At 67.3% G+C, this 24,742-nt stretch carries 19 protein-coding genes and 1 tRNA gene; 17 read left to right on the top strand and 3 right to left on the bottom strand.

The genetic code is table 11. The annotated features are described in order from the left end of the window. Window positions 1-165: 165 nt before the first annotated feature. Window positions 166-2,676, top strand: a complete 2,511-nt coding sequence (locus tag DB30_RS05575; RefSeq protein WP_146658103.1) for a hypothetical protein — start codon at window positions 166-168, stop codon at window positions 2,674-2,676. 4 nt (window positions 2,677-2,680) lie between these two features. Here DB30_RS05575 and DB30_RS05570 read toward each other — a convergent pair whose 3' ends face one another. After that, window positions 2,681-3,997 carry an ABC1 kinase family protein gene (locus tag DB30_RS05570; protein ID WP_146658102.1) on the bottom strand — a complete coding sequence of 439 codons (1,317 nt, stop codon included), beginning with the start codon at window positions 3,995-3,997 and terminating at the stop codon, window positions 2,681-2,683. Between the two features lie 64 nt (window positions 3,998-4,061). On the opposite strand from DB30_RS05570, the gene DB30_RS05565 reads away from it, so the two are divergent. From DB30_RS05565 to DB30_RS05550, 4 genes are read left to right on the top strand one after another with little or no spacing between them, the layout of a single operon-like run. Continuing rightward, window positions 4,062-4,805, top strand: coding sequence for a radical SAM protein (locus DB30_RS05565; protein WP_052546925.1), 744 nt, complete (start codon window positions 4,062-4,064; stop codon window positions 4,803-4,805). Further along, window positions 4,802-5,872, top strand: coding sequence for a radical SAM protein (locus DB30_RS05560; RefSeq protein ID WP_240480173.1), 1,071 nt, complete (start codon window positions 4,802-4,804; stop codon window positions 5,870-5,872). Before DB30_RS05565 ends, DB30_RS05560 begins: the two co-directional genes overlap by 4 nt. An 11-nt stretch (window positions 5,873-5,883) precedes the next feature. After that, a complete protein-coding gene (locus DB30_RS05555; protein ID WP_146658101.1) occupies window positions 5,884-6,918 on the top strand; it encodes a class I SAM-dependent methyltransferase in 1,035 nt (344 codons plus the stop codon). Further along, a complete protein-coding gene (locus DB30_RS05550; protein WP_052546923.1) occupies window positions 6,915-7,514 on the top strand; it encodes an ATP/GTP-binding protein in 600 nt (199 codons plus the stop codon). The genes DB30_RS05555 and DB30_RS05550 overlap by 4 nt, the downstream gene beginning before the upstream one ends. Window positions 7,515-7,619: 105 nt before the next feature. Here DB30_RS05550 and DB30_RS41230 read toward each other — a convergent pair whose 3' ends face one another. Further along, on the bottom strand, window positions 7,620-8,831 hold the full coding sequence (locus DB30_RS41230; protein ID WP_052546922.1) for a hypothetical protein: 1,212 nt from the start codon (window positions 8,829-8,831) through the stop codon (window positions 7,620-7,622). Window positions 8,832-9,154: 323 nt separating this feature from the next. Between DB30_RS41230 and DB30_RS05540 the strand changes: the two genes are divergently transcribed. The 12 genes from DB30_RS05540 to tuf all read left to right on the top strand — a co-directional run bounded on the left by DB30_RS05540 (window position 9,155) and on the right by tuf (window position 24,252). After that, entirely contained in the window at window positions 9,155-11,614 is a 2,460-nt protein-coding gene (locus tag DB30_RS05540; protein WP_240480172.1) for a glycogen/starch/alpha-glucan phosphorylase, read from the top strand. 185 nt (window positions 11,615-11,799) lie between these two features. Beyond that, complete coding sequence (locus DB30_RS05535) at window positions 11,800-12,210, top strand: PaaI family thioesterase (RefSeq protein WP_240480171.1); 411 nt, start codon at window positions 11,800-11,802, stop codon at window positions 12,208-12,210. Window positions 12,211-12,269: 59 nt separating this feature from the next. Further along, window positions 12,270-14,483: a 1,4-alpha-glucan branching protein GlgB gene (gene glgB / locus DB30_RS05530; RefSeq protein ID WP_052546920.1), complete on the top strand. Its 2,214-nt coding sequence runs from the start codon at window positions 12,270-12,272 to the stop codon at window positions 14,481-14,483. Then, entirely contained in the window at window positions 14,480-16,579 is a 2,100-nt protein-coding gene (gene glgX / locus DB30_RS05525; protein ID WP_052546919.1) for a glycogen debranching protein GlgX, read from the top strand. Before glgB ends, glgX begins: the two co-directional genes overlap by 4 nt. Next, the gene (gene malQ, locus DB30_RS05520; protein WP_052546918.1) at window positions 16,576-18,114 is read left to right on the top strand and encodes a 4-alpha-glucanotransferase; all 1,539 of its coding nucleotides are present in this window, start codon (window positions 16,576-16,578) and stop codon (window positions 18,112-18,114) included. The genes glgX and malQ overlap by 4 nt, the downstream gene beginning before the upstream one ends. A gap of 100 nt (window positions 18,115-18,214) precedes the next feature. After that, a complete protein-coding gene (locus DB30_RS05515) occupies window positions 18,215-18,520 on the top strand; it encodes a DUF4258 domain-containing protein (protein ID WP_146658100.1) in 306 nt (101 codons plus the stop codon). Between the two features lie 11 nt (window positions 18,521-18,531). Continuing rightward, on the top strand, window positions 18,532-19,020 hold the full coding sequence (locus DB30_RS05510; protein WP_146658099.1) for a type II TA system antitoxin MqsA family protein: 489 nt from the start codon (window positions 18,532-18,534) through the stop codon (window positions 19,018-19,020). A 164-nt stretch (window positions 19,021-19,184) separates the two neighbouring features. Further along, window positions 19,185-20,636 carry a hypothetical protein gene (locus tag DB30_RS05505; RefSeq protein WP_205632915.1) on the top strand — a complete coding sequence of 484 codons (1,452 nt, stop codon included), beginning with the start codon at window positions 19,185-19,187 and terminating at the stop codon, window positions 20,634-20,636. Further along, window positions 20,633-21,787: an ARPP-2 domain-containing protein gene (locus DB30_RS05500; protein ID WP_052546914.1), complete on the top strand. Its 1,155-nt coding sequence runs from the start codon at window positions 20,633-20,635 to the stop codon at window positions 21,785-21,787. The genes DB30_RS05505 and DB30_RS05500 overlap by 4 nt, the downstream gene beginning before the upstream one ends. Window positions 21,788-21,908: 121 nt before the next feature. After that, a complete protein-coding gene (locus DB30_RS05495) occupies window positions 21,909-22,553 on the top strand; it encodes a hypothetical protein (protein ID WP_146658098.1) in 645 nt (214 codons plus the stop codon). A 364-nt stretch (window positions 22,554-22,917) separates the two neighbouring features. Then, window positions 22,918-23,000: transfer RNA gene (locus DB30_RS05490), tRNA-OTHER, on the top strand. 97 nt (window positions 23,001-23,097) lie between these two features. Next, window positions 23,098-24,252, top strand: a complete 1,155-nt coding sequence (gene tuf / locus DB30_RS05485; RefSeq protein WP_052546912.1) for an elongation factor Tu — start codon at window positions 23,098-23,100, stop codon at window positions 24,250-24,252. Between the two features lie 72 nt (window positions 24,253-24,324). On the opposite strand, the gene DB30_RS05480 is transcribed toward tuf, so the two are convergent. Beyond that, window positions 24,325-24,705, bottom strand: a complete 381-nt coding sequence (locus tag DB30_RS05480) for a VOC family protein (RefSeq protein ID WP_052546911.1) — start codon at window positions 24,703-24,705, stop codon at window positions 24,325-24,327. Between the last annotated feature and the right edge of the window lie 37 nt (window positions 24,706-24,742).

Below are 24,742 nucleotides of genomic sequence, written 5' to 3'. Positions count from 1 at the left end.
TCGACGTCGTCGCCTGCGCTGCTGCGTGGATGAACGAGATCACCGCTCCAGTTGCTCCATTCGGGCGCCGGCGCCAAGGGCCCATTGCTAGGACGAGCGGACAGAATGTCGCTCGGCCAGCCTTGGCGATGTATGATGCCTTCCCACATATCGGGAGGAGCCCGCGTGAAGATTCGACGAGACGATGCCTGGATGAGCTTCAATGCGGCTGCAGACGCCGACGACTTTGGCGGCGTGCGGATCAAGCATGTCCGAGCGGCGCCGCTCAAACCCGGTGGCCGCACGCAGGTGTCGCTATTCGCCAGCGAAGACGGCGGGCGCCCGCACCCGCGCATGCAGTTCGAGATGCCGGCGTGGGACGACCCCGCCCCGCCCACGCAGCTGTTCAATCCAGACCCCGCGCCCACCCACGCGCAAGCCCTGCGCGCCGCGATCACGGCCGCCCTCAACGCCCACGCAGAGCTGCTGGCCGCCGCGGATCTCGATCTGACCCTGGCCCACCCCAACAGCCGCAAATACGCCCGCAACAGCGTGCGTACCCAGCGAATCGCGGGCTTCTTTGCAGAGGTCCGCAGCTTCGCAGCGTCGGCCGGGCTCGGCCCCGCCGGCGACTACGCGATCAAAGAGCTCGAGGATCTGGCCTACGCGACCAAGCTACAATTCGACGACGTCGACACCGGCACCTATCACAGCTACCAGCACGACGCGCCGTTTGTGCACTACCTCGAGGCGATCCTCGCCAGCCTGCCGCCCGAAGGCAGCGAGGCCCTGGCCGTGCTCCCCCCAGGCCAGGCCAACGCGATCATGCTCCAGCGTGATCAGGCCCAAAATCACCTCGATCATTTAATGCGTCACAAGTATGCGTTTTCGGGCATCGCCGAGACCGACATCGAGCGCACGCTGGGCGGCCTGATGATCGATCGAGACACGCGCAAGATCGTGTCCGAGACACCCGCGACCGCGCAGAGCCTGGTCCCCGCCTACGAGCTGCTGCGCGTCGATCCGGGCCTCGGAGCGGGCGACGACGCAGCTCACCCCCACGCCGGCGCCTGGGTCTACCGATCCGAATTGGGCATCCACCTCGAAGACGGCACCCGGATCGAGGTCGGCGACGACCAGCTGCGCAGGGTCCCGCTCGCCACCCAAGACATCACCTTCACCCGCGCAAATCATGACCCGCGACTGCGCAAGCACGCGCGGCTCGACTGGGACCGCAACGGCTTCGTGTCCAACGGCAAGATCGAGTGGGTCAGCTGGGCCGGGCACTGCGACATCAAGGCGATCATGGAGCAGCTTGGCGTCACCCTCGACGACGCCAACACGGTCACCGAGTACCGCAGCGACACCCAGGCCACGACCACGTGGACCAAGAAGCTGCTCGTTGAAGCGATCGCCAGCGTGCTCGAGCTTGGCTCGCTCTATCAGCGCTTCGACGGCTCGGGTGTGATCAAGCGCGGGATCACCCGGTTTGGCGGGGCCCGCAACGACAGCCGCCCCGATCGCCTCCAGCTGACCGGGCTTGGACAGGGCCGGCATGTTCGCTGGCCGTTGAGCGGCCGGCAAGACGGCTTCACGGTGATCGGCATGACGATCGACGGTCAGCCCGTCGACCTCGACACCGTGTTCTTCAAGCAGATCCCCAACATCGCCAAGCTCGAGCTCGAGGACAACCCGCGCTTCTTGAAGGTCATCGAGGGCGACTACAACCTGATTGACGTGAGCGGGGCCACCCTCGAGGTCGAGCTCGAGATCGACAGCATCGACCCAAGCACGGGCTACCCGGTCCGCAAGCGCGACACGACCACGATCGATCTTGGGCCCAACCCCACGCAAGCTCGCTATTTCATGGGCACCCACGTGCAGGATCCGGCGGCCCGCGAGCTGTACCGGGTGTACCTCGACCGCGAGCACCACCAATTCGTGGCTGAGCTCGACCGCTACGAGAAGCAAGACCAGGGCTGGGTCGCCGTTGCGCAGCCAGAAAAAACCGTTACGTTCCCGCTCGCCAAGCCGCTTGGCTGCACGCTCTCGCGCGAGACCAAGTTCGACGATCCGGCGATGTTCCAGTCGCTGCTCGAGGTCGCGCTGCGCTCGGGCCAGAACATCTGCGCCGACACAGACATGGAGGCCGCGGTCTGGAACGGCGTGGTGCTTGGGCTCAGCAGCAAGCGCACGGGCGTCAACCCAGACAGCCGCGTCGAAGCCTGGAAGGTCGAGGTCACCGCTCGGTTTGGCAAGGCTGGGCTCGCGTACCTGGTCCAGCGTGATGAAGATGGCACGCCCAAGTCCTACTGCCCGGCCCCGCTCAACGGCGAGCTCATGGCCGTGGACTTCTTGTGGCAGGACTTCCCCGACGTGGGGACCAAGGGCAAGATCGGCGAGGACTGGGTCGTCAACAAGACCATGGTCGAGCGCGGCATCGTGGGGACCCGGGTCTCGCCCAGCACACCGGGCGGGCTGTTCATCCAAGATCAGCACATCAAGAACATCTACGAGCTGCTGTTTTGCGCGATCGGGGGCTATCCGTACACGATCGTCCACGGCAACAAGCGCTGGGGCTTCGAGAGCAAGACGGCGCACAAGGCCGCGATCGCCAAGCTCGAAGCCCTGCGCGCGGCGTTGAGCTTTGAAGACGGCGAGCCCAAGCCCGACGCCAGCAGCGACACCGACGCGTGATCGATCAAGCCTGTTGCAGCAGCGTGCGCCAGTCGGCCTCGGCCTCGAGGCTGGCAAGCAGCGAGTTCATGCCAAACAGGATCCGGCTGAGCAAGACCAGGCCATGCCGCTTGGGCTCGCGCCAGCCGATCCGCAGCAGGTTCTTGGCCACGGTCAGCTTGGCTTCTAGCGTGATCTGGGACAGCCGCGTCGTGTACTCGCGGGTGTAGCGGTAGGGCTGCGGCGCGAGCACGGGCTCGAAGCAGTAGCGGACATAGGTCTCGATGATCTCGCGCAGCGGCGCCGAGGTGTCGTCGGGGAACTCGAGCGCCTCGGCGAGCACCGCCCACAGCTGCGGCCCTTCGCTGCCAGCGAGGATCGCGTCAATGACCCTGCGAAACGCCCGACGCGAGTCCTCGTCAAAATACTGCACACAGCCAAAATCGAGGAACACCACGCGATCGTCACCGGGGAACAGAAAATTGCCCGGGTGGGGATCGGCGTTGAACATGCCGTGGCGCAACAATGAGCGAAACACGAAAGAAAACAACACCTCACCGATCGCGGATCGCCGGGCCGCGTCAGCTGTGGTTGCGACCTGATCCAGGCGCTGGCCCGTCATCAGCTCGGTCACCAACACCCGCTCGGCGCTCAGCTGCGGGTGCACAGCGGGGATCAGCACGCGCGGGTCGCTTGCCCAGCGCGCCGCGAAGGCCGTCATGTTGTTGGCCTCGCGCCGATAGTCACACTCTTCGCCGATCCGCCCGAGGAAATCCTCGATCATCACGCCGATCTGGACGTTGGGCATAACCGCCTGCATGGTCTTGGCGATTGATCCGGCGTTGCGAAGATCGCTGATCACCGCTTTGCCAATGTCGGGGTATTGGATCTTGACCGCGACCGCCCGGCCATCGGCCAAGGTCGCGCTGTAGACCTGCCCGATCGAGGCGGCCGCGATCGGCTCGGTCTCAATGCTGGCGAACAGCTCGGTGACCGGCCGGCCAAGCTCGGCCTCGAGCAGCTCGCGCATGGGCTCCCAGGCCATTGGCTTGGCGTTGACTTGCAGGCGCGAGAGCAGCTCGGCGTAGATGCCCTGGTACTCCGGCGGCACCACCCCATCCATGAAGGACAGGATCTGCCCCACCTTCATGGGCAGGCCCTTCATCTCGGCCATCGTCTCGAACAGCTGCGCCGCCGTGCGCCGATGCAAGGCCTCGAGCGCCGCGTCTCGGCCGCTCGAGATTCGCGTGCCCAGAGCGCTCGCTGCACCACCACCAAGGCGCGCGACCAGACCACCCAGTCGTGCGATCCGCCCCGCGCGTCCTGTTCGAAACCCACTCACCCTGGAATGGTGCCTGATCCACGCGTGACTTCCAGGGCCGAGTCACCTTAGGATCTTCGTGGGCATGATTGATCTGCGGTCACAAAATCTAACGCTGACGGGCGCGCTGCCACGCGATCGGCCCACGACAGCGCGACCGCACCGGCTCTACGTTGCGACCACCAACCACTGCAACCGCGCGTGTCCGTGGTGCAGCACCTGCTCGTCGCCCCGCGGCCAGACCTGGCTCTCGACCCAGGACTACGCCGCCAGCTTTCCTGCCCAGGGCCCGTTCGAGGTCCAGCTCGAGGGCGGAGAGCCAACGATCCACCCCCAGTTTCCCGAGCTGGTCCGGCTCGCGCAGACCCACCCCCGCTGCGTGCGGTTGGTGCTCGTCACCAACGGCGTGGTGCTGCCGCGCGAGCCGAAAACTCTGCGCGCGTGGTTGCTCGAGCTTGGCGCGCCGCTAACGATCAAGCTCTCGATCAACCACCACCTGCTCGCCCAGGATCCCGGCCTGCTCGCGCTCGCGGCCCTGCTGCGCGACGAGCTCGCCGCGCTTGGCCGCGACCGCGAGCTGGTCCTCAACGTCCGCCTGCGCCCCGACGCCCCCGGCCAAGACGCGTGGGTCCGCGAGGCCGTGGCCAAGGCGGGCCTGCTCGAGCTCGCCAACGTGTTTCACCTGCAGGCCTATGGCTTCGCCAGCGAGCGAGCAGGCTGGGACACGCCGTTCGTGGTCGGGACCAACTTCACCCTGGTCAACCCCGACGGCCGCACCCATGGGCCCGACCTCGTCGGTAGGTCCGAAGCCATGCGGGTGCTGCCATGAACGAGCGAGCGCCGCGACCCTTCGTCTCGCAGTGGCGGCGGCGCAAGAGCGCCGCGTTTGATCTGCACGCCAACAGCAGCGCGGGCGCTGCGATCCCGCTCGAGCTGTGGGGCCAGCCGTTGTCGGTCTACGCCAACGCCAATTTTTCGGTCTACAGCGCGCAGGTCTGCAACGCTCGCTGTCGGTTCTGCGTAGAGGAGCTGCGGCCGGCCTCGCGCGGGCGGGAGCTCGCGTTGCAGCGCACGGTCGAGGCCGACGACGCAGCCTACTTCGCCGCGCTCGAGGCCACGCTAAAGGCCCTGCGTCCGCTCGCGCCCACGATCTCGATCACCGGTGGCGAGCCCAGCAAGGATCCCCGCCTGCCCAAGATCCTGGCGCTGTGCAGCCGCTACCCGTCCAAGCGGCGCTCGCTGACAACCAACGGCTCGGGCCTGCTCGATCCCCACGACGGCGCGCCGCTGATCCAGCACATCGTCAACGCGGGCGTCGAACACCTCAACATCAGCCGCGCGCACCCCGATCACGACCACAACGCCCGGCTCATGGTGTTCCGCGAGGGCTTGCAGCTCGCGCAGCTGCGCGAGGTCGTGGCCATCGCCAGCGCCGGTGGGTGCCGCACGCGGCTGTCGTGTGTGTTGGTCGAGCGGGCGATCGACTCGCTCGCGGGGATCCGCGACTACCTGGACTTCGCGGCCGCGCTTGGGGTCGACAACGTGATCTTTCGCCAGCTCATGCATGTCGACCGCGAGTCGGTCGCGCAGAACTTCGTGGTCGCGTTCAGCGATCGCATGCGCACCCAGCTCGAGCCGCTGCTCGATCAGATCAGCGAGGACCCCGAGTTCGAGTTTCGCCGGCAGATCGTGGGCTACTACTATTACGTGGAGGTCTGGCGGTATCGGGGCGTCGACGTGGTGTTTGAAGAGGCGGATCTGGCCCAGCTCGAGCGCACCAAGCAGACCATGCCAGGGGTGATCCACGAGCTGATCTTTCATCCCAACGCCAAGCTCGCCTCGACCTGGCAGCCCTGGGATGGCGTGCTCGGGCCCCCGGCGCGGGTACCCGCGTGAGCCTGGTCAGCGTGGTCAGGCCGCCCCTGCCCTATCTTGGTGACAACCTGCTGATGCTCGCGGATCTGCGCAGCGAGCTTGGCCGCCACAGCTTGGGCTTCACCGGTCCGCTGCTGCTGCGGGCCAGCGAAGCGAACAAGCTCGCGCGGATCCTGGCGCATGGGACCGATCGCGGCGGGTACCCGGGGGATCGCCGCTGGCGTCACGACCCTCGCCTCGCCCATGTGGACGTGATCCTCGCAACGACCCCAGCGCAGAACGAAGCCGCGGAGGCGGACCCTGGCCGCTCGAGCTCGCTGAAGAAGTTCACGATCATCGATGAGCCGCTGCTGCTGATCTACGCCGCCCACGCGTTCGAGCAGCTGCGACCCACGGAGTTTCGGTTTCGCCAGTCAGACGCCAAGCTCGCGGCCCTGCTCGCGGTGATCCCAATCACCAAGCTCGCGCTGCCCGACGGGTGGTTTCGGCCGGACGAGGGCATCGCCTATCGCGGGTTGGTCGAGCGCGCGTTGATGGCTCCGAGCCGGGGGCAGATCGTAGAGGTCGGCTGCTGGCTGGGCCGCAGCACCTCGTACATCGCGGGGGCCTGCCGGGCGCGCGGGGCCGAGCTCCGCGACGGCTCAGACCCACAGCCCGGAGCCCGCCCAACCCTGACCTGCGTCGACACCTGGGCGGGGTCCAGCGACCGCTTTGATCTCGCCTACCGCGAGCGGCTCGCCGCGCGCGACATCGAGGCCGAGTTCCGCAGCCACCTCGCTGCGCTCGGGCTGGACGCCACGTGCCTGCGACTGCCCTCGGTCGCGGCCGCGAACACGTTTGCGCGTGAGTCGGTCGATCTCGTGTTCCTCGACGGCTCCCACGATCAGCCGGCCGTCGCCGCCGACATCACAGCTTGGCTGCCGCGGATCCGCAGCGGCGGGATCCTGGCGGGCCACGACTTCAGCGACGATCACCCGGGCGTGGTCGCGGCCGTCGAGCACGCGGCCGCGACGCTCGACCGCCCGATTCAACGCGGCCCCGGGAGCCTGTGGTGGATGCAGCCATGAGTGAGGCCGAGCTCCCCGCGGTCTACATTGCGACCGGCGCGTACGATTGCGGCAAGACGACGACCCTCGAGTGGCTGCGCACGAACCATCGAATCAGTATTCACGCCGAGGCCCACCTGCGCGCGCTCGCTTCGCTGGGGTCGCGCACGGCCGGGCACCCACCCAACGCAGGCTTCACGGCGATCGAGGATCCCGCCCACCTGTGTCCCATGTGCCGCCCGTGGCAGTTTGCCGAGCGGGTCCTCGACCACCAGCGAGACATCGAGCGCGCCGCCGGGCCGGGCCACCTGCTCGAGCGGGGCTACCTCGATCCGATCGAGATGCTGCTGCGAACCACCCACGCGGCCGACGACGCGCCCCGCCCCGCGTGGACGCCGATCACCCGCTACGCCGCGGTGTTTCTGTTCGAGGTCATGCCGCAGCTGCAGCGGCCACGCTGGGCCAAGAGCGCTGCGCAGCGAACCACCGAAGCCATTGCGATCAACCACCGGCTCGAGCGTCTGTATCGCAGCGCTGGCTATGACGTGATCCGGGTCCCCCCGGCCAGCGTCGAGACCCGCGCGCGCGCCCTGCTGTCCGCGATCCAAAGCCAATGAGTCTACGCAGGCCCGAGCTGAAAACAGCTCGGCCCCGCGTCACGACCTTCGTGAGGCGGGGCCGAGCCAAATGCCACCAGTGTGAAACCGGGGCTCAGCTGCGGGCTACGGGAGCACGCCACCGACGGTGGTGATGTCGTCAATCCACACGGTGTCGTCGTTCGAGCTCACGCTGCCATCCTTGATGTAGCTCCAGCGCAGCGTGTGCTGACCGGCCGCGACCGGGTAGGTCTGCTCGGTCCAAGGGATCACGCCCGACCACTCACCTTGCTCCACATCGTCGATGAAGAAGCGCAAGTAGTCCCAGTTGGTCTCGGTGCTCACGCGGCGCCAGAAGGTCACGCTGCCGGCGTTTTGGAAGTTCAGCGTGACCGCCATGTGCGACTGCTGGCTGTTGCCGATGTCGCCGTTCTCGCCGGTGTAGGCCCCAGCGTGCGGCATCGTCATGCTCGCGAACCAGTTCACGTTGCCAGTCAGGACCCACTCGGGCTTCATCTGCCCGCCACCCTCGAAGTCGTCGCCCCAAGCGTCTTGATCCATCTGGCAGTTCGAGGTGTCGTACTCCCCACAGCCGTCGGCGCAGCCAAGCTCGCCGCCATCGAAGCCTTGGGTCTCGCAGGTCTCGCCGCCAAGATCCGCGCCGTCGCAGACCTCGGGATCGTCGATCATGTCGTTGCCGCAGCTGGTGCAGCTGTCGACGTTGAACGTGCAAGCGTCGACGTCGCAGCCAAGCTCGCCGCCGGCGAAGCCAACGTCGGCACAGGTCAGCCCGCCAAGGTCCGCGCCGTCGCACTGTTCCGGGCCCTCGACCATGTCGTTGCCGCACTCGGCGTAGTAGCAGCCGCTCTCGTCGGTGACGCAGTCGTCGCCACAAGCGAGCTCGCCGCCGTCGTAGCCAAGCGACGCGCAGGTGTCGTCGCCAAAGTCGGCCATGTCGCAAGCTTCGCCGCCGGCCTTCATGCCGTCGCCGCAGACCGCGTCGTAGCAGCCGCTCTCGTCGAAGCTGCAGTCGCCGCCGCAGACCAACTCGCCGCCAACGTAGCCAAGGTCGACGCAGGTCGTCCCGTTGAGATCGTCGCCTTCGCAGTCTTCGCTCGCGCCGATGATCGCGTCGCCGCAGACATCGCCGTCGCCGTCGCCGTCGCCGTCGCCGTCGCCGTCGCCGTCGCCGTCGCCGTCGCCATCGCCGTCACCGTCACCGTCACCGTCGCCAGGATCACCGTCGCCGTCGCCGGTTGGATCGCCGTCGCCATCGCCGCTCGGATCACCATCGCCGTCGCCGGTCGAGGTGTCGCCCTCGACACCCACGTCGGTCACGTCGTCAGAGGGGCACCCAGTCGAGACGACGAGGGGCAAGCAAAGAAGGCCAGTGAGAAAATGTAGTTGGTTGCGTCGCATGTGATCTAGTCAAGCGGGCACTGTACATGGGTCACCCGATCTAGACCAGAACCACGGACTAGTACGAATTGCTGGGCGATCCTCGGGTGGCGTCGCTCGCTGCGCACAGCGAATCGCGTCAAACACGCGAATGCACATTGTGACCTCGTGGCAATTGCGCCCACTGTCGTTTCCCAACGACCCCTGTCACTCCGCGCCTGCCAAGTTTCGTGTAGCTTCGCCCCGATGAAGGGGACGCCGCGTTGAACGAATCACTGACCGACCCAGGCATTCTGGGGCTCACCGAAGCGGACAAGCGTGCTGCCAGCGCCGCCCTGCTCGCTCGAATCGAGCGCGAGAGTGGACGCACGCCCAATCTCAGCTCGCTCGATACGTGGATGCGAACGGCAGCCCACGCGTGTCGGGCCGAGCTCGCCGAGCGCATGAACCAGTGCCTGCGCTCGGATCGCCAGGCCAAGGCCAAGCGCGTGCACTACCTCTCGATGGAGTTCTTGATGGGTCGCGCGCTGAGCAACGCGCTCGCGGCCCTTGGACTCGAGACGGCGTTTAGCGAGGCGGCCTGTGCCGCTGGCCGAGATCCCGGCGCGGTGCTCGAGCGCGAGCCCGACGCGGCGCTCGGCAACGGTGGCCTCGGCCGGCTCGCTGCCTGTTTCCTCGACTCGATGGCGACCCTGGGCCTGCCCGCGTTTGGCTACGGCCTGCGCTACGAATACGGGATGTTCGCCCAGCGCATCCACGATGGGTGCCAGACCGAAGAGCCCGACGACTGGCTGCGCGACGGCAACCCCTGGGAGCTGCACCGGCCCGAGCTGCGCTATCGCGTTGGGTTTGGTGGGCGGGTGGTCAGCGATGGCCCCGGCCGGCGGTGGGTGCCAAGCGAGCAGCTGCACGCGACCGCCTACGACTTCATCGTGCCGGGCCACGGAACCCGCCGCGTCGCGGTGTTGCGGCAGTGGCAGGCGGCGCCGAGCGAGCCGATTGACTACGCCGCGTTCTCGCGTGGGGACCATGCCGCAGCGGGTGCCGCCAAGCAGGCGGCCGAGCGCATCAATTGGGTGCTGTACCCCGACGACTCCACGACCGCCGGTCGCCAGCTGCGACTGCGGCAGGAGTACGTATTGGTCAGCGCGTCGCTGCAGGATCTGATCGCCCGGCACCTCGCCGATCACGGCCGGCTCACTTCGCTCGGTGACAAAGCAGCGATCCACCTCAACGACACCCACCCCGCGCTGGCCGTGCCCGAGCTGCTGCGCCTGCTGATCGACGAGCACGGCATGAGCTGGGACGCGGCCCTCGCCCAGTGCCGGCAGGCGCTCAGCTACACCAACCACACGCTGATGCCCGAGGCGCTCGAGACCTGGCCGCTGAGCATGCTCGAAGAGCTGCTGCCGCGTCACCTCGAGCTCATCTTTCAGCTCAACGCGTGGTTCTTGAACACCGTGCGCCGCAGCCACCCCAAGGACGACGCGTTCGTCGCTCGGGTCTCGGTGATCGACGAACGCGGCGAGCGTCGGGTCCGCATGGCGCCGCTGTCGATCATCGCCTCGCACCGGGTCAACGGGGTCTCGCAGCTGCACTCGGAGCTCATGGTCGAGACGATCTTCGCCGACTTCGCGACGATCCTCCCCCGGCGGTTCTGCAACGTCACCAATGGCGTCACCCCGCGCCGCTGGCTGGCCCAGGCCAACCCTTCGCTGGCCGGGCTGCTGGATCAACGCTTGGGCACCACCCCCGACTGGCGCACGCACCTCGAGCGCCTGTCCGAGCTGGCCCCGCTCGCCGACGACGAACGCATGCGGGCCGAGGTGCTCGACGCCAAGCTCCACAACAAGAAGCGCCTGGCCGAGCTGGTCCGCCGCGAGCTGGGCCTGCCGATCGACCCCAACAGCTTGTTCGACGTCCACATCAAGCGGATCCACGAGTACAAGCGGCAGCTGCTCAACGTGCTCCACGTGATCGCCCGGTTTCAGGCGATCTGTGCCGCGCCCGAGGCCGACTGGGTCCCCCGCACGGTCGTGTTCGCGGGCAAGGCCGCGTCGGCCTACGCGATCGCCAAGACCATCATTCGTCTGATCCACGACGTCGCGCGGGTCGTCAACAGCGATCCACGGGTCGACGGCCGCCTGCGCGTGGTGTTCTTGCCCAACTATGGCGTGTCGCTTGGCGAGGTGCTGTTCCCGGCCGCCGATCTCTCGCAGCAGATCTCGACCGCCGGGACCGAGGCGTCGGGCACGGGCAACATGAAGTTCGCGCTCAACGGCGCGCTGACGATCGGGACCTGGGACGGCGCCACGATCGAGATGGCCCAGGCGGTTGGCCGCGAGCACTTCTTCATCTTTGGGCTCGACGCCGAGCAAGTCAGCGCGCTGCGGACCCAGGGCTACGAGCCGCGCACCCACTACGAGACCGAGCCCAAGCTCAAGGCGGTGCTCGACGCGATCACCGAGGGCGCCTTCTCGCCCAACGAGACCGATCGCTACCGTGGGTTGGTCAACACATTGCTCAACCGGGACGCGTACATGTTGCTGGCCGACTTCGCGGACTACCTGGCCGCGCAAGAGCGGGTTGACGCGCTGTACCAACAGCCCGACGAGTGGGCCCGCCACGCGATCCTCAACATTGCCGGCATGGGCGGGTTCTCTTCGGATCGTACGATTCGCGAGTATGCCCGGACCATCTGGGACATGCCGGTCCCCGGCTAATTCCTTCCGAGCTGCGTGACCTCGGGCGCCTTGCTCGCCGCGCGGACGGCGCGACGAAGAAGCTGATCGAGGCCAGCAAGGCCGAGTGGGACAAGCAGAGCGGGGCGCTGATCAAGGCCTCGGCTTGCTCCGAAGCGCTCAAAGTCGGATTCTAGACCCGGTCGATCGCAGCGCCAATGCTACGCATGGACACCGAGGCGCTCGCGCGCTTCCTCGCGGCGTCGTTTCCCCAGGCCGCCACGGCCGGGTTCACGATCACCGCGCTCGACGAGGGTCGCTTGACCCTGCAGCTCTCGACCGATGACGCCCACCTGCGACCCGGCGGCACGGTCTCGGGGCCAACGATGATGACCCTGGCCGACACGGCGACCTACCTGTTGGTGCTCGCCCACCTCGGCCCGGTCGCGCTCGCGGTCACCACCAACCTGAACATCCACTTCATGCGCAAGCCGCAGCCGGGGATGCTGCGGGCGAGCGCGACCTTGCTCAAGCTCGGCAAGCGCATCGCGGTCGCGCAGGTGGGACTGCACGGGGCCGACCCGGAGCTGCTCTACGCTCACGCGACCGTCACCTATTCGTTGCCGCCACCGCGGTGATCGCCAGCACCACGGCTGTACGCCGCCGTGAAGTTCGATAGGCTGACGCGGCCCCTCGCATGCTCACGCAAGCCGAGATCACCGCGCTCGTTCGCGCCGAGCACGACGACCCCTTCGCCGTGCTTGGCCCGCACCTGTCGGACGCCGGCCTGTGGGTCCGCGCCCTGCTGCCGGGCGCCACGTCCATCGAGCTGCTCGACACGGATGGCAGCGTCGTCGCCCCGCTCGCCTCGATCCACCCGGACGGCCTGTTCGAGCTGCTGCTCGACACGAACCCGCCCGCGCTGGGCTGGGCCTACCAGCTGCAGGTTCACTACCCCCACGGGCACACCGAGCGGATCGACGATCCCTACCGGTTCGGCTCGACGCTGGGCGAGCTGGATCGTCACTTGCTCGGCGAGGGCTCGCACCTGCGCCCGTGGCAGGTGTTGGGCGCCCACGCCCGCGAGCAGCAAGGTGTGGCCGGGGTCCGCTTCGTCGTGTGGGCGCCCAACGCCGCCCGTGTCGCGGTGATCGGTGACTTCAACCAATGGGAGCCCCGCCGCCACCCGATGCGCCTGCACCCCAGCAACGGCGTGTGGGAGCTGTTCATCCCGGGCGTGGGCGTGGGCGCCAAGTACAAGTACGAGCTGCGCACCCGCGACGGCCGGGTGCTCCCGGGCAAGGCAGATCCTTACGCGTTCGCATCTGAGCTGCGCCCGGCCAGCGCCAGCGTGGTCGCGCCGTTTCCCCGCGCCAAGCCGCTGTCGGAGCCGCGGCGACTCGCCAACACCCCGACCGCGCCCGTCTCGATCTACGAGGTCCACCTCGGCTCGTGGCGGCGCGGCGCCGACAACAGCTTCCCGACCTGGGACACCCTCGCCGAGCAGCTGCCCGCGTACGTCGCCAAGCTCGGCTTCACCCACATCGAGCTGCTGCCGATCGCCGAGCACCCCTTCGACGGCTCGTGGGGCTACCAGGTCACCGGCATGTTCGCGCCGACCAGCCGGTTTGGCGATCCCGCTGGCCTCGCGACCCTGATCGAAGCCTGCCACGCGCACGGACTCGGCGTGATCCTCGATTGGGTTCCCGCCCATTTTCCCAACGACGCCTACTCGCTCGTCCACTTCGACGGCACGGCGCTCTACGAATATGCCGATCCGCGCGAGGGCGTCCACAAAGACTGGGACACGCTGATCTACAATTTTGGCCGCACCGAGGTCCGCAACTTCTTGGTCGGCAGCGCGCTGTACTGGCTCGAGTGCTGGGGTATCGACGGCCTGCGCGTCGACGCGGTCGCCTCGATGCTGTACCGCGACTACTCGCGCGAGCCCGGCGAGTGGGTGCCCAACGTGCACGGCGGGCGCGAGAACCTAGAAGCCATCTCGCTGGTCCGCCGCGTCAACGAGGTCGTCCGCGCCGAGGCGCCCGGCTGCGTGACCGTGGCCGAAGAGTCAACCTCGTGGCCCGGGGTCTCGCGGCCGACCGAGACCGGCGGGCTGGGCTTCGACTACAAGTGGAACCTGGGCTGGATGCACGACACGCTTGGCTACTTCGCCAACGATCCGCTGTATCGCAAGCACCACCACGACAAGCTGACCTTCAGCATCATGTACGCGTTTGACGAGCGCTTCGTGCTGCCGCTGTCCCACGACGAGGTCGTGCACGGCAAGCGCTCGCTGATCAACAAGATGCCCGGGGATCGCTGGCAGATGTTCGCCAACCTCCGGGCCTTGTTCGCGTACATGTGGACCCACCCCGGCAAGAAGCTGCTGTTCATGGGCGGCGAGTTTGCCCAGCAGCGCGAGTGGAACCACGATCGCGCGCTCGACTGGGAGCTGCTCGATCCAAGCACACAGGGCAGCGCCGAGCACCGCGGCGTGCAGGCGCTGATCACCGATCTCAACCGGCTGTACCGGGCCCGGCCGGCCCTGCACGAGCTCGACTGCGCGCCCGAGGGCTTCGAGTGGGTGATCGTCGACGACCAGGCGCGCTCGGTCCTGGTGTTCGTGCGCAAGGACAGCGCGGGCGGGTGCGTGATGGTGGCCTGCAACTTCACCCCGGTGCCGCGACCGGGCTACCGGATCGGCGTGGCCATGCCTGGCAACTGGCGGGTCTCGCTCAGCACCGATGCGCTCCGCTACGCCGGCAGCGACTACCCCTGCACCGGGAACAAGCCCGGCGCCAAGCCCCGACCGATCACCGCCAAGCCGATCGCCGCCCACGGGCACGAGCAATCGATCACGCTCAATTTACCGCCGCTGGCCACGGTGATCCTCGAGCCCAACACATGAGGGCCAGCTTTGACGAAGCGCGGGGTCTGCCCTATCCGCTCGGCGCGACGGTCCGCGACGGCGGTGTCAATTTTGCGGTCGTGTCCGAGCACGCCACGAAGATCGAGCTGTGCAGCTTCAACGCCAGCGGCGATGAACGTCGGCTCGCGCTGCCCGGACGCGCGCACGACGTGCGGTTTGGGTTCTTGCCCGGCGCGGGTCCGGGCTTGGACTACGGTCTGCGCGCCCACGGCCCCTACGCCCCCGCCCAGGGTCACCGCTTCAACCCCAACAAGCTGCTGCTCGATCCCTACGCGCGCGAGATCGTCGGTCGCTTCGAGTGGTCCGAGCTGCAGTTTGGCTACCAGTTTGGCCACGCTGCAGGCAGCGGCGCGCTGAACCCCCAAGACAACGCCGGGCACACGCTCACCGCCCGCGTCGCGGCACCGCTGCCGCCGCTCGAGCACGAGCCACCGCGGGTCCCCGCCGCCAACACGATCCTCTACGAGCTCCACGTCAAGGGCTTCTCCAAGCTGAACCCGGCGACCCCCGAGCCGCTGCGGGGCACCTACGCTGGGCTCGCGCACCCGGCCAGCGTCGCGTACCTGCGCGCGCTCGGGGTCACCACGCTCTCGCTGTTGCCGGTTCACTACTGCTTGTCCGAGCGACACCTGACCCCGCTCGGGCTGACCAACTATTGGGGCTACAACACGCTCGGGTGGTTCTGCCCCGATCCGCGGTGGTCGAGCACGCCAGACGATCCCACCGCGACCCGAGCGGAGTTTCGCGCGATGGTGCAGGCCCTGCATCGCGCGGGCCTCGAGGTCGTGCTCGATGTCGTCTACAACCACAGCGCCGAAGCCGACGAGCGCGGCCCGACCCTGAGCCTGCGCGGGCTCGACAACGCGCTGTACTACCGCTCGCTGCCCGAGGATCCCAGCCGCAGCCAAGACTTCAGCGGCTGCGGCAACAGCTTGGACCTCGGCCAGCCTCGCGTGATCCAGCTGGTCCTGGACTCGCTGCGCTATTGGGTCGAGCACATGGGCGTCGACGGGTTTCGCTTCGATCTCGCGACTGCGCTCGGGCGGGCGCGCACGGCATTCGATCCGCGCGCGCCCTTGCTCGTCGCGCTGGAACAAGATCCCGTGTTGGCCCGGGTCAAGCTCATCGCCGAGCCCTGGGATCTAGGCCCCGATGGGTACCAGCTCGGCCGGTTCCCGGGCCGCTTTCTCGAGTGGAACGACCGCTACCGCGACGGCATGCGCCGGGCGTGGCTGGGTCGTGACGTGAGCCGCGGCGAGCTTGCCCGGCGGCTGGCGGGCTCGAGCGATCGGTTTGGGCCCGGCGTTCATCACCTGCGCAAGCCCAGCGCCTCGGTCAACTTCATCACCGCCCACGACGGCTTCACCCTCGCGGATCTGGTCAGCTACGCGCGCAAGCACAACCTTGCCAATGGCGAGGACAACCGCGACGGCCACGACCACAACCTCAGCGACAATTGCGGCGTTGAAGGGCCGACCGAGGATCCCGAGATCCAAGCCCAGCGCCGCCGCCTGGTCCGGGCGCTGCTCACCAGCTTGTTCGTGTCGCAGGGCACCCCGATGCTGCTCGCGGGCGACGAGCTAGGTCGCAGCCAGCGCGGCAACAACAACGCCTACTGCCAAGATGGTCCGACCACATGGATCGACTGGGCCGCGGCCGACCACGAGCTGCTCGCGTTCGTCCGTGAGCTGATCACGCTTCGCCGCGAGCACCCCACGCTGCGACGCGACCGCTGGCTCAGCGATCGCATGAGTCATGCCACGCGCATCCCAGAGCCAAGCGGGCCGCCCGTCGAGTGGCGGCGCCCCGACGGCGCGATCATGCAGGTCGCCGACTGGGACACGACGTCTCACCAAGCGCTGGCGGTGCGGCTTGGCCAGGCCAGCGACGAGCTGCTGCTGCTGTTCAATCCCTCGCTCGAGCTCGTGCCGTTCTCGCTGCCACCCGGCCCGTGGTTGGTCGCGCTCTGCAGCGACGCGCTTGGCCCAGGCGCCAATCCTCGGCCCGGCACCCTGCGCGTGGGGGCGCAGTCCGTCGTCGTGCTCACCCACCCCAACCGCGACACCCAACCATGACCACCTTCGATTCACGCGCCTCTGGAGTCTTGCTGCACCCCACCTCGCTGCCGGGGCCGCACGGCATCGGCGATCTTGGCCCCTCTGCGCGGCACTTCGTCGAGTGGCTGGTCAGCGCCGGGCAGCGGCTGTGGCAGGTGCTGCCGCTCAACCCGGTCGGGGCCGGCAACTCGCCCTACGCCAGCGTCTCGGTGTTCGCGGGTAGCCCGCTGCTGGTCGCGCTCGAACCCCTGATTGCAGCCGGGTGGCTGACCCCGCCCAGGCCCGACGAGCTCGCGCAATTCAACCCACATCGGGTCGACTTCGACCGGGTGATCCCGTGGCGCATGGCCAAGCTGCGTGAGGCTGCGGGCCGGTTCTTTGCGGGCGCCACGGCCGAGCAGCGCGCCGCGTTTTCGGCCTATGTCCAGGCCGAAGCCAGCTGGCTCGACGACTACGCCCTGTTCATGACTCTGGACGGGCTGCATCAACAAGAGGGGCGTGGCGGTGACTTCGTCGCTTGGACAGACTGGCCCCCAGCGCTGGCCCGGCGCGAAGCGGCAGCGCTCGCGGCGATCCGCGAGCAACACAGCGACGAAGTGCAATTTTGGTGCTTCGTGCAATTTTGTTTTGATCAGCAATGGCGCGAGCTCAAGCAATACGCCAATGATCGCAACGTGCAGATCGTCGGCGACCTGCCGATCTTCGTCGCGGCCCACGGCGCCGATTGTTGGAGCCGACCCGAGCTCTACTTGCTGGGCGAAGATCTCGAGCCCACGGTCGTCGCCGGCGTCCCGCCAGACTTCTTCTCGAAGACGGGGCAACGCTGGGGCAACCCGCTGTACGACTGGGAGGCCATGGCCCGCGATGGTTTTGCCTGGTGGATCGCCCGCGCGCGGCGGCAGCTGGCGCTCGCGGATCTGATCCGGGTTGACCACTTTCGTGGGTTCGCCAGCTACTGGGAGATCCCCGCCAGCAGCCCGCTCGCGACCGACGGCCACTGGGTCCCGGGCCCGGGCGCCGCCCTGTTCGAGGCTCTGCAAGCCACGCTCGGCGACCTCCCGGTGATCGCCGAAGACCTTGGCATCATCACGGAGGACGTCGAGGCCCTGCGCGACCAGCTGGGGCTGCCGGGCATGAAGGTGCTGCAATTCGCGTTCTTCGGTGACGCCACCCATCCCTTCTTGCCCCACAACTATCCCGAGAATTGCGTGGTCTATACCGGGACCCACGACAATGACACGGTCCGCGGTTGGTACGAACACGCGCCCGCTCGGGATCAGGCGTTCGCGCGGGCATACCTGGGATGCAGCGGGCATGATCTACATTGGGCAATGATCCGCGCTGCGTCGGCGTCCCCGGCGAAATTGGCGATCTATCAATTCCAAGACGTGCTCGGGCTCGATGCGTCGCACCGCATGAACGTGCCGGGGCAGACCGAGTGCTGGACTTGGCGCTTTGGTTGGGATGGGATCGGCGGCGAGCCGGCCTGGCGGCTACTGCAGCTGAGCGCCGCACACGGGCGAGCGCCGCTGGACCGCCTGGCTGTGCCGTAGGCGTAGAAGGGGCTGCCACCGGCCCCCCTGACATGCCACCGGCAACAATGCGCCGACTCCGCCGCATGCGCGCTCTCTCCGCCTTGACAAATTATCAAGCGTGCGTCAGCCTCCCAGTGTGTTCGATGGCGAGCCCTTCAGCCCCGCCCACGCCAAGAGAATCATCCGAACCTGCCTCGGCGCGGGCGGCGTGGTCATCTTCACAAAGCACGCTCGCGTCGAACTAGCGAACGATCAAATGACGGAACAGGACGCCCTCAATGTCCTCCGCGGCGGGATCGTCACCCACGACGGATACCAGGGCAGCAGTCATCGCTATCAGGTCAACACGTCGCGCTTTTGTGTCGTCGTCGCGTTCGACTCGAAGACAGAGACAATCGTCGTCACCGCTTGGCGCAGGAGTTAGGGAGTTCAATCATGAAAATGTGCTACGACTGCGGCGCGCAGGGCTCACTTGAGAAGACCATACAAACTCGGCCGTATCTGGAGAACTCGGGGCTTCGCCTCGAGGTCGAGCAAACCGTATTCACGTGCGCCAATTGTGGCGCCGAGCACCTCGGTGTCACCAACATCGAGGGGCTTCACGACGTCATCGCTGCGGCGATCATGGACAATCCCTCGCGGCTTCGCGGGCCGGAGATCCGGTTCTTGCGCAAGCACCTTGGCTGGTCGGGCGAAGACTTTGCCAAGTACTTCAAGGTCTCCCCGTCCACGGTCTCGCGCTGGGAGAATGGCAAGCAAGATCTGAGCAAGCAGGGTGATCTGCTGCTGCGAATGTGCGTCTCGCAGCTCGACCCGATCGCTAGCTATCATTTGCATGATGCGCCAGACCTCGAGAAAGACGCGGACATGCCCACGCGGGTGTTCAAGTCCACGCGCGGGCGCTGGACTCGTGCGTCGTTCTGAGCGAGCAAACCCTCATATTTTAGGCTCCTCGCGCCGCCCGAGTGGGCTATCATCAGCGGGCCGGTCGCGGGACTCGGAAGCGACTTCCGGACCTCGCCTCTGTAGCGGATACTTCGCTGTCGCTCCACATCGCCCCGACCGGCGCTTCCCCTGCTCGACTGACCATGACAGCCCGCGAGTCCATGTCCACGCGCCTGCTCGAGCTCGAGCGCGAGGATCTACTCTCGTTCATCAACGCCGCGCTCGCCTGCACGGGCCAGGACGAATTCTACGGCGACGCGACCGGCCAGGCCCTGTCGATCGGCTTTTTTCATGCGTACGTGCTCGGCAATTACCGGCGGCTCTACGCCCACTGCCTGGCCGCGGGCATCAACGACTTCAACCGCACGAAGATCATCTTCAACCTGCTGACGACCCCGGCGGGGGTGCCCGCGCAGCAGCGCGAGCAAGAAGGCCGACTGATCGCAGCCGCCCTGCCCGAGCTCCCGCCGCCGCGGGTGTATCGGCTGCTCGAGGCGCTGGTCGATCGCCGGGTCAACAACCGTCGGACCCGCAGGATCGTCGCGGACTACCTGGCGGGCCGCCGCGATCCACAGCTGCACGCGCTCAAGTATCGGCGCCGCATCGCCAAGATCGCCGCACACTTTCACCTGCGGCTGCAGCCCGAAGAGTCGGCGGTGCTGTTCAACGTGAAGCGTCTGCGCAGGTACCAGACCCCGCTGTTCGAGACCTTCCGCCGGGCCCACTACGAAAAGCGAGCGGTCTACGAGCTGCCCTACACCGTCGCCGAGGGGCTCGCGGCGCGCCACAAGATCCCACGCGAGACCTTCCTGCGCGGCATCGCGCCGCGCCTGACCACGCGAGAGCGGCTGCGCCTGCAGTCCAGCGCGGCCGCGCTCGGGGTCGCCGCCGTCGCCGAGACCGACCTCTCTCGCCACTCGCTCACGCGCCTTGCGATCTACTTCTTGTCGCTCTCACTGCGCGAACGGACGGCGCAGTTCGAGGCGCTCGACGCCGCCATGCAGCGGGCCGCCCAGCAGATCGTCCGCCACCCAAGCGCCAAGCTCGGGCGCGTGGCGCTGGTCGCCGACAACAGCTACTCGTCGCGCGGCTCGGGTCAAAAGCGCAAGCGTCCGCTGGCCCTGGCCCTGGCAGCCCACTACCTGCTCGGCGCGGCGGCGAGCGAGCTAACGACCCACTGGACCTGGCCGATCGCGTCGCTGGCAGAGCTGCGGCCGCGCGGGCACACGGATCTCGCCACCCCGATCCTCAACGCCCTCGCGCTGCGCCCGGAGCTCCTCATCGTGGTGTCCGACGGCTACGACAATGATCCACCGGGCGGCGCCGCCGAGGTCGTGCGGGTGTTTCGCGAGCGCTTGGACCCCAAGGGCGCCGTCTCGCTGATCCACCTCAGCCCCTCCTACGACGCCGGCTCGTACATGGTGAAGTCGATCCACCCGGCCATGCACAGCCTTGGGATCCGCGACGTCGAGGGCATCCCCACGCTGCTGACCTTCGTGCGCTTCGCGGCGGGCAGCGCCAATCTCCACGAGCTGCAGGACTACCTACAGGCACGGGCCCACGACCTGCTCGCGGCCAAGGACCACCTCCGATGACCAGCCCGCAGCCGACCCAGATCGCCCTGAACGGGCTGTCGCTCGGCACTTCGCAGGTGTGGGGGTCGGTGCGGCTGGTCCCGCTCACGCGCGATCAACCGATCGAAGACCTGCGCCTGAGCGAGCAGTGTTGGGGTGGCCCCACCGCCGTCTCGCTGCCCGACAACACCAGCTACTTCGCCTTCATCCCCCACGCCTTCGTCGCGTCGTGGTCGCACGACGACACGCCCGTTGCCTCGCTCGGTACCCAGCCCGCCAACGCCGCCAAGTCCAAGTCCCAGCACTTCCAGGTTCGCTTCGCCCACCGCATGGCCAAGCGCGAGCGCCAGCGGGGCGTCGCCGTGCCACGCCTGCGCTTCTTGCCGCTGCACACCGCGTTCGAGGCTTACCTGGCCCTGCACTTCGCCGGGCCCAACGTGCTCCGGCGCGAGTACTCGCAGCGGGTGCTGTCGCAGGGGCTCAGCCCGCGCGTAGAGATGGTCACGCCAGGCGCCTGGCTGCCCGGTCTGGAAGAGGCGCTGCGGGTGTTCGAGATCCGCGACGGTCAGGTTGGCATGCTGTTGTTCGTGGCCGACGTGTTCGCGGGCGCGTTCGTGCTCCCGCACCCCGAAGACTACCGTCGGCTCCACCGCACGCTGCTCAGCGATTGCTACGGCGAGCTGGTGTTTCGCTACGCGTGCCTGTCCACCCAGGCCGCCGCGTTGGTCCGCCCGTTACGCGACAAGAACATCAACTCGTTCGAGGATCTCCGCGTCGAGCTCGCCCGCGCGCGCGCCGACTGGACCTCCTCACACCACAGCATGGCCAGCGGGCTGTTCGAGCAAGACGTCCATGTCCAGCATGTGTACCGGCTCGGCAAGAGCTATCGGCTCGAGCGCTTCTTGCCGGACTTTCGGCTCCGGCAAGAGAACCATATCGGCGAACAGATCACCGGACGCGACGGCGAGACTGCGTATCTCAAGACCTTTCGCCTGTCAGAGGCGCAGGTCCGCCGGGGCTACTTGTTGAGCACGCTCGCGCGCCACGACTGGGATCTGTACGCGAGCGCCGCGGCGCTCAACACAGACAAGCTAGAGCTGTGCAGCCGGCTCGAGCGCGCTGGCTTTGGCGACATGTTGCGGGCGCACCTGCGACGCCGAGACGGGCACTGAGCTGCTTGGCGGATGGCGGATGGCGGATGGCACAGAGCCCACCGCGCAGACGGGCGACCACCCAACCTCCAGGCGCTGGTCGCTGTGCTGCTTTGCGCCTACCATGCTGCCAGGACCCGCGATGGACGATCACCGCCAGGCCGCCCCCGAGGGCGACACGCTCAGCGAGGAGACCTCGACCGAGGCAACGCTCGAGCAGCTGCTCGAGACCCCAGTCGCGCGCCGCGAGCCGCCGCTGGGGCCCCGCTCAACCTGCTTGGTCGGCGAGTGTCTCGACGATCGTCACCCAACCTTGCAGGGCCGGGTCCGGGTGCGCCTGAGCGATCCAGACAGCGGGGATCTGCGCGAGCGCTGGGTCCCGCGGCTGCAGGGCCTCTCGGTCCGCGCCGGTGATCGCGTGCTGATGATCCGGCCCGACAACAGCGCCACCTGGGGCGAAGAGGCCGGCGACGATTGGATCGTCACTGGCGTGATCGATGGCTTCGCCAAGCGCCCCCGCGTTGACAAGCAAGAGGCCGCGCGGCTCGAGCTACAGCCCGACGAAGCCGTGCGGGTGGTCTCGCGCGCAGGCCAGGCCTTGCTCGAGCTCTCGCACGATCAGGACGGCCCGATCGTGCGTCTGCTCGAGCCCGACGTCCGCGTCGAACTTGCCGGCAAGCTCGCGATCAAGGCCGAGCAGATCGAGCTCGAGGCCGAGCAGGGCGAGGTCTCGATCAAAGCCAGCGCCGACGTGGTGCTGCGCGGCGAGGTCGTTCGATTGAACTAGATCCAGCGCGGAGCCGGCTCGCCGCCAATGTAGGTGAACGTCAGATTCGGGCTATTTCAATCAATCGACATTGAAGCCTTGACATTGCGGTAGAGCTCATCTAGATATCCGAGTCTCGCCGCGCAGTCGCGGCTGGACGATCAACCCCGACCCACGAAAGGAGCCAAGCAAGTGAACGCGACGTATCTAGCTTATTTGCCGCTCCGTGGGATCGTGTGGGCTGGTCGGCTGGCCGCAGGCTAAGCCGCTAAAACGCCCCAGCACGCCCTACGGAGCGGACTACCAGGAACCGGCAGACAGCCTGCCGGACCGAAGTTCAACGCTCCGGGTCGGTGTCTGTTTGTCAGACACGCGACCGGATCGCTGGCGGGAACAGCCAAGGTGGCGAAGCGGACTGTAAATCCGCAGCGCGCGAGCGCACGGTGGGTTCGATTCCCACCCCGCCAATCATCGCAGTAATCGCAACACCAGCGATTGCCGGCGACTCGAATTAGCTGTCAGTACCCACCATCAACCATGAGTAGAAAGCAGGCGCAACAGTCCAATGTCCACCAAGCAACACCTCAACGTTGGCACGATCGGTCACGTCGATCACGGCAAGACCACCCTCACGGCGGCGATCACCAAGGTCGCGGCGCAACAATTCGGCGGCACCGCCAAGGCGTTTGATCAGATCGACAACGCCAAGGAGGAGAAGGAGCGCGGCATCACGATCATGGCCTCGCACGTCGAGTACGAGTCCAACAGCCGCCACTATGCGCACATCGACTGCCCCGGCCACGCCGACTACATCAAGAACATGATCACCGGCGCGTCGCAGATGGACGGGGCGATCCTGCTCGTCGACGGCAGCCAGGGCCCGCAGCACCAGACCCGTGAGCACATCTTGCTCGCGCGTCAGGTCGGGGTGTCGCAGATGGTCGTGTTCGTCAACAAGGTGGACATCGCTGATCCCGAGATGCTCGAGTTGGTCGAGCTCGAGGTCACCGAGATGCTCGAGTCGCAGGGATTCGAGGATTCGCCCTTCATCCGGGGCTCCGCGCTGTTGGCCCTCCAGGGTGACGACACCCAGTGTGTCGTCGCGCTGCTCGAGGCGATGGACCAGCACCTCACGGTCCCGATCCGGGATCTGCAGGCGCCGTTCCTGATGCCGATCGAGGGCGTGTGCACGATCCCGGGCCGCGGCACCGTCGTGACGGGTCGCGTCGAGCGTGGCACGGCCAAGCTGAACGACAAGGTCCAGATCGTCGGTCGCAGCGACAGCAAGCCGATCGAGGCGGTGATCACCGGGATCCAAGCGTTCCACAAGGACATCCCGTCCGCGGACGCGGGGCTCAACGTTGGCTTGCTGCTTCGCGGGGTCGAGCGTGACGCCGTGGAGCGTGGACAGGTTGCGATCGCGCCAAACTCGATCCAGCCGCACAAGCTCGGGAAGGCGGAGATCTTCACGCTGACCGAGAAAGAGGGCGGTCGCCACACCGGGTTCGGCACCGGATACAGCCCGCAGTTCTTCTTTGGTGCGGGCGACGTGACGGCGATCATCAACGTGGGTGAGGTTGGGTCGGTCAACCCGGGCGACCGGGCCGAGATCAGCTTCTCACTCAAAAAGCCGGTCGCCTGCGAGGCCGGGATGCGGTTTGCGATCCGCGAGGGTGGCAAGACCGTAGGCGCCGGAGTCATCCTGGAGGTGACGGCGTGACATGGATGCGCCCGGGGGTTGCGAGACCCCCGGGCGCTGCAGTTTCTGACGCGCAGAACCCGGGGCTCGGGCCTACGTCGTGGACTTCAATTGATGCAGCAGGATCGCGTTGCCCTCGGAGTCCACGCAGACCGCCATCCGACACACGGGGCTGTGGATCACGTCGCTGCGAAACTCCACGCCCTTGGCCCGCAGGTCCGCCATCAACTCGTCGAGGTCTTCCACCTCGAACGCCACCGTGCCGCCGGCGTCCGCCGCGGGCTTGTCCGGCACGACGTTGGTGAGGGCGAGGCAGCCGCCACCTGGCAGATCGTACTCAATCCAGTGGGTTTCGGCGTTTGCGCCGTGTTGACTGTGGTTGCCAAGCTCGAGGCCGAGCGTGTCTTCATAGAACGCGCGCGCCCTCGCTACGTCAGTCACGGGGTACATGGTGAAGGCGATCTTCTTGAACATGGTGTCCGAGGGTAACCGCGATTCACTGCTGGCGCGC

This window comes from Enhygromyxa salina (assembly GCF_000737335.2).
Taxonomy (GTDB): domain Bacteria; phylum Myxococcota_A; class Polyangia; order Nannocystales; family Nannocystaceae; genus Plesiocystis; species Plesiocystis salina_C.
Note: the sequence above shows the minus strand (reverse complement) of the source record. Positions and strands in the feature narration are given on the sequence as shown.

Bases quoted from the DNA above. Each gene is read 5' to 3' on its own strand.
- DB30_RS05565 (WP_052546925.1), top strand. From the start codon at position 4,062: ATGATTGATCTGCGGTCACAAAATCTAACGCTGACGGGCGCGCTGCCA.
- tuf (WP_052546912.1), top strand. From the start codon at position 23,098: ATGTCCACCAAGCAACACCTCAACGTTGGCACGATCGGTCACGTCGAT.
- malQ (WP_052546918.1), top strand. From the start codon at position 16,576: ATGACCACCTTCGATTCACGCGCCTCTGGAGTCTTGCTGCACCCCACC.
- DB30_RS05500 (WP_052546914.1), top strand. From the start codon at position 20,633: ATGACCAGCCCGCAGCCGACCCAGATCGCCCTGAACGGGCTGTCGCTC.
- DB30_RS05510 (WP_146658099.1), top strand. From the start codon at position 18,532: ATGAAAATGTGCTACGACTGCGGCGCGCAGGGCTCACTTGAGAAGACC.
- DB30_RS05505 (WP_205632915.1), top strand. From the start codon at position 19,185: ATGACAGCCCGCGAGTCCATGTCCACGCGCCTGCTCGAGCTCGAGCGC.
- DB30_RS05495 (WP_146658098.1), top strand. From the start codon at position 21,909: ATGGACGATCACCGCCAGGCCGCCCCCGAGGGCGACACGCTCAGCGAG.
- DB30_RS05560 (WP_240480173.1), top strand. From the start codon at position 4,802: ATGAACGAGCGAGCGCCGCGACCCTTCGTCTCGCAGTGGCGGCGGCGC.
- DB30_RS05550 (WP_052546923.1), top strand. From the start codon at position 6,915: ATGAGTGAGGCCGAGCTCCCCGCGGTCTACATTGCGACCGGCGCGTAC.
- DB30_RS05535 (WP_240480171.1), top strand. From the start codon at position 11,800: ATGGACACCGAGGCGCTCGCGCGCTTCCTCGCGGCGTCGTTTCCCCAG.
- glgB (WP_052546920.1), top strand. From the start codon at position 12,270: ATGCTCACGCAAGCCGAGATCACCGCGCTCGTTCGCGCCGAGCACGAC.
- DB30_RS05480 (WP_052546911.1), bottom strand. From the start codon at position 24,705: ATGTTCAAGAAGATCGCCTTCACCATGTACCCCGTGACTGACGTAGCG.
- glgX (WP_052546919.1), top strand. From the start codon at position 14,480: ATGAGGGCCAGCTTTGACGAAGCGCGGGGTCTGCCCTATCCGCTCGGC.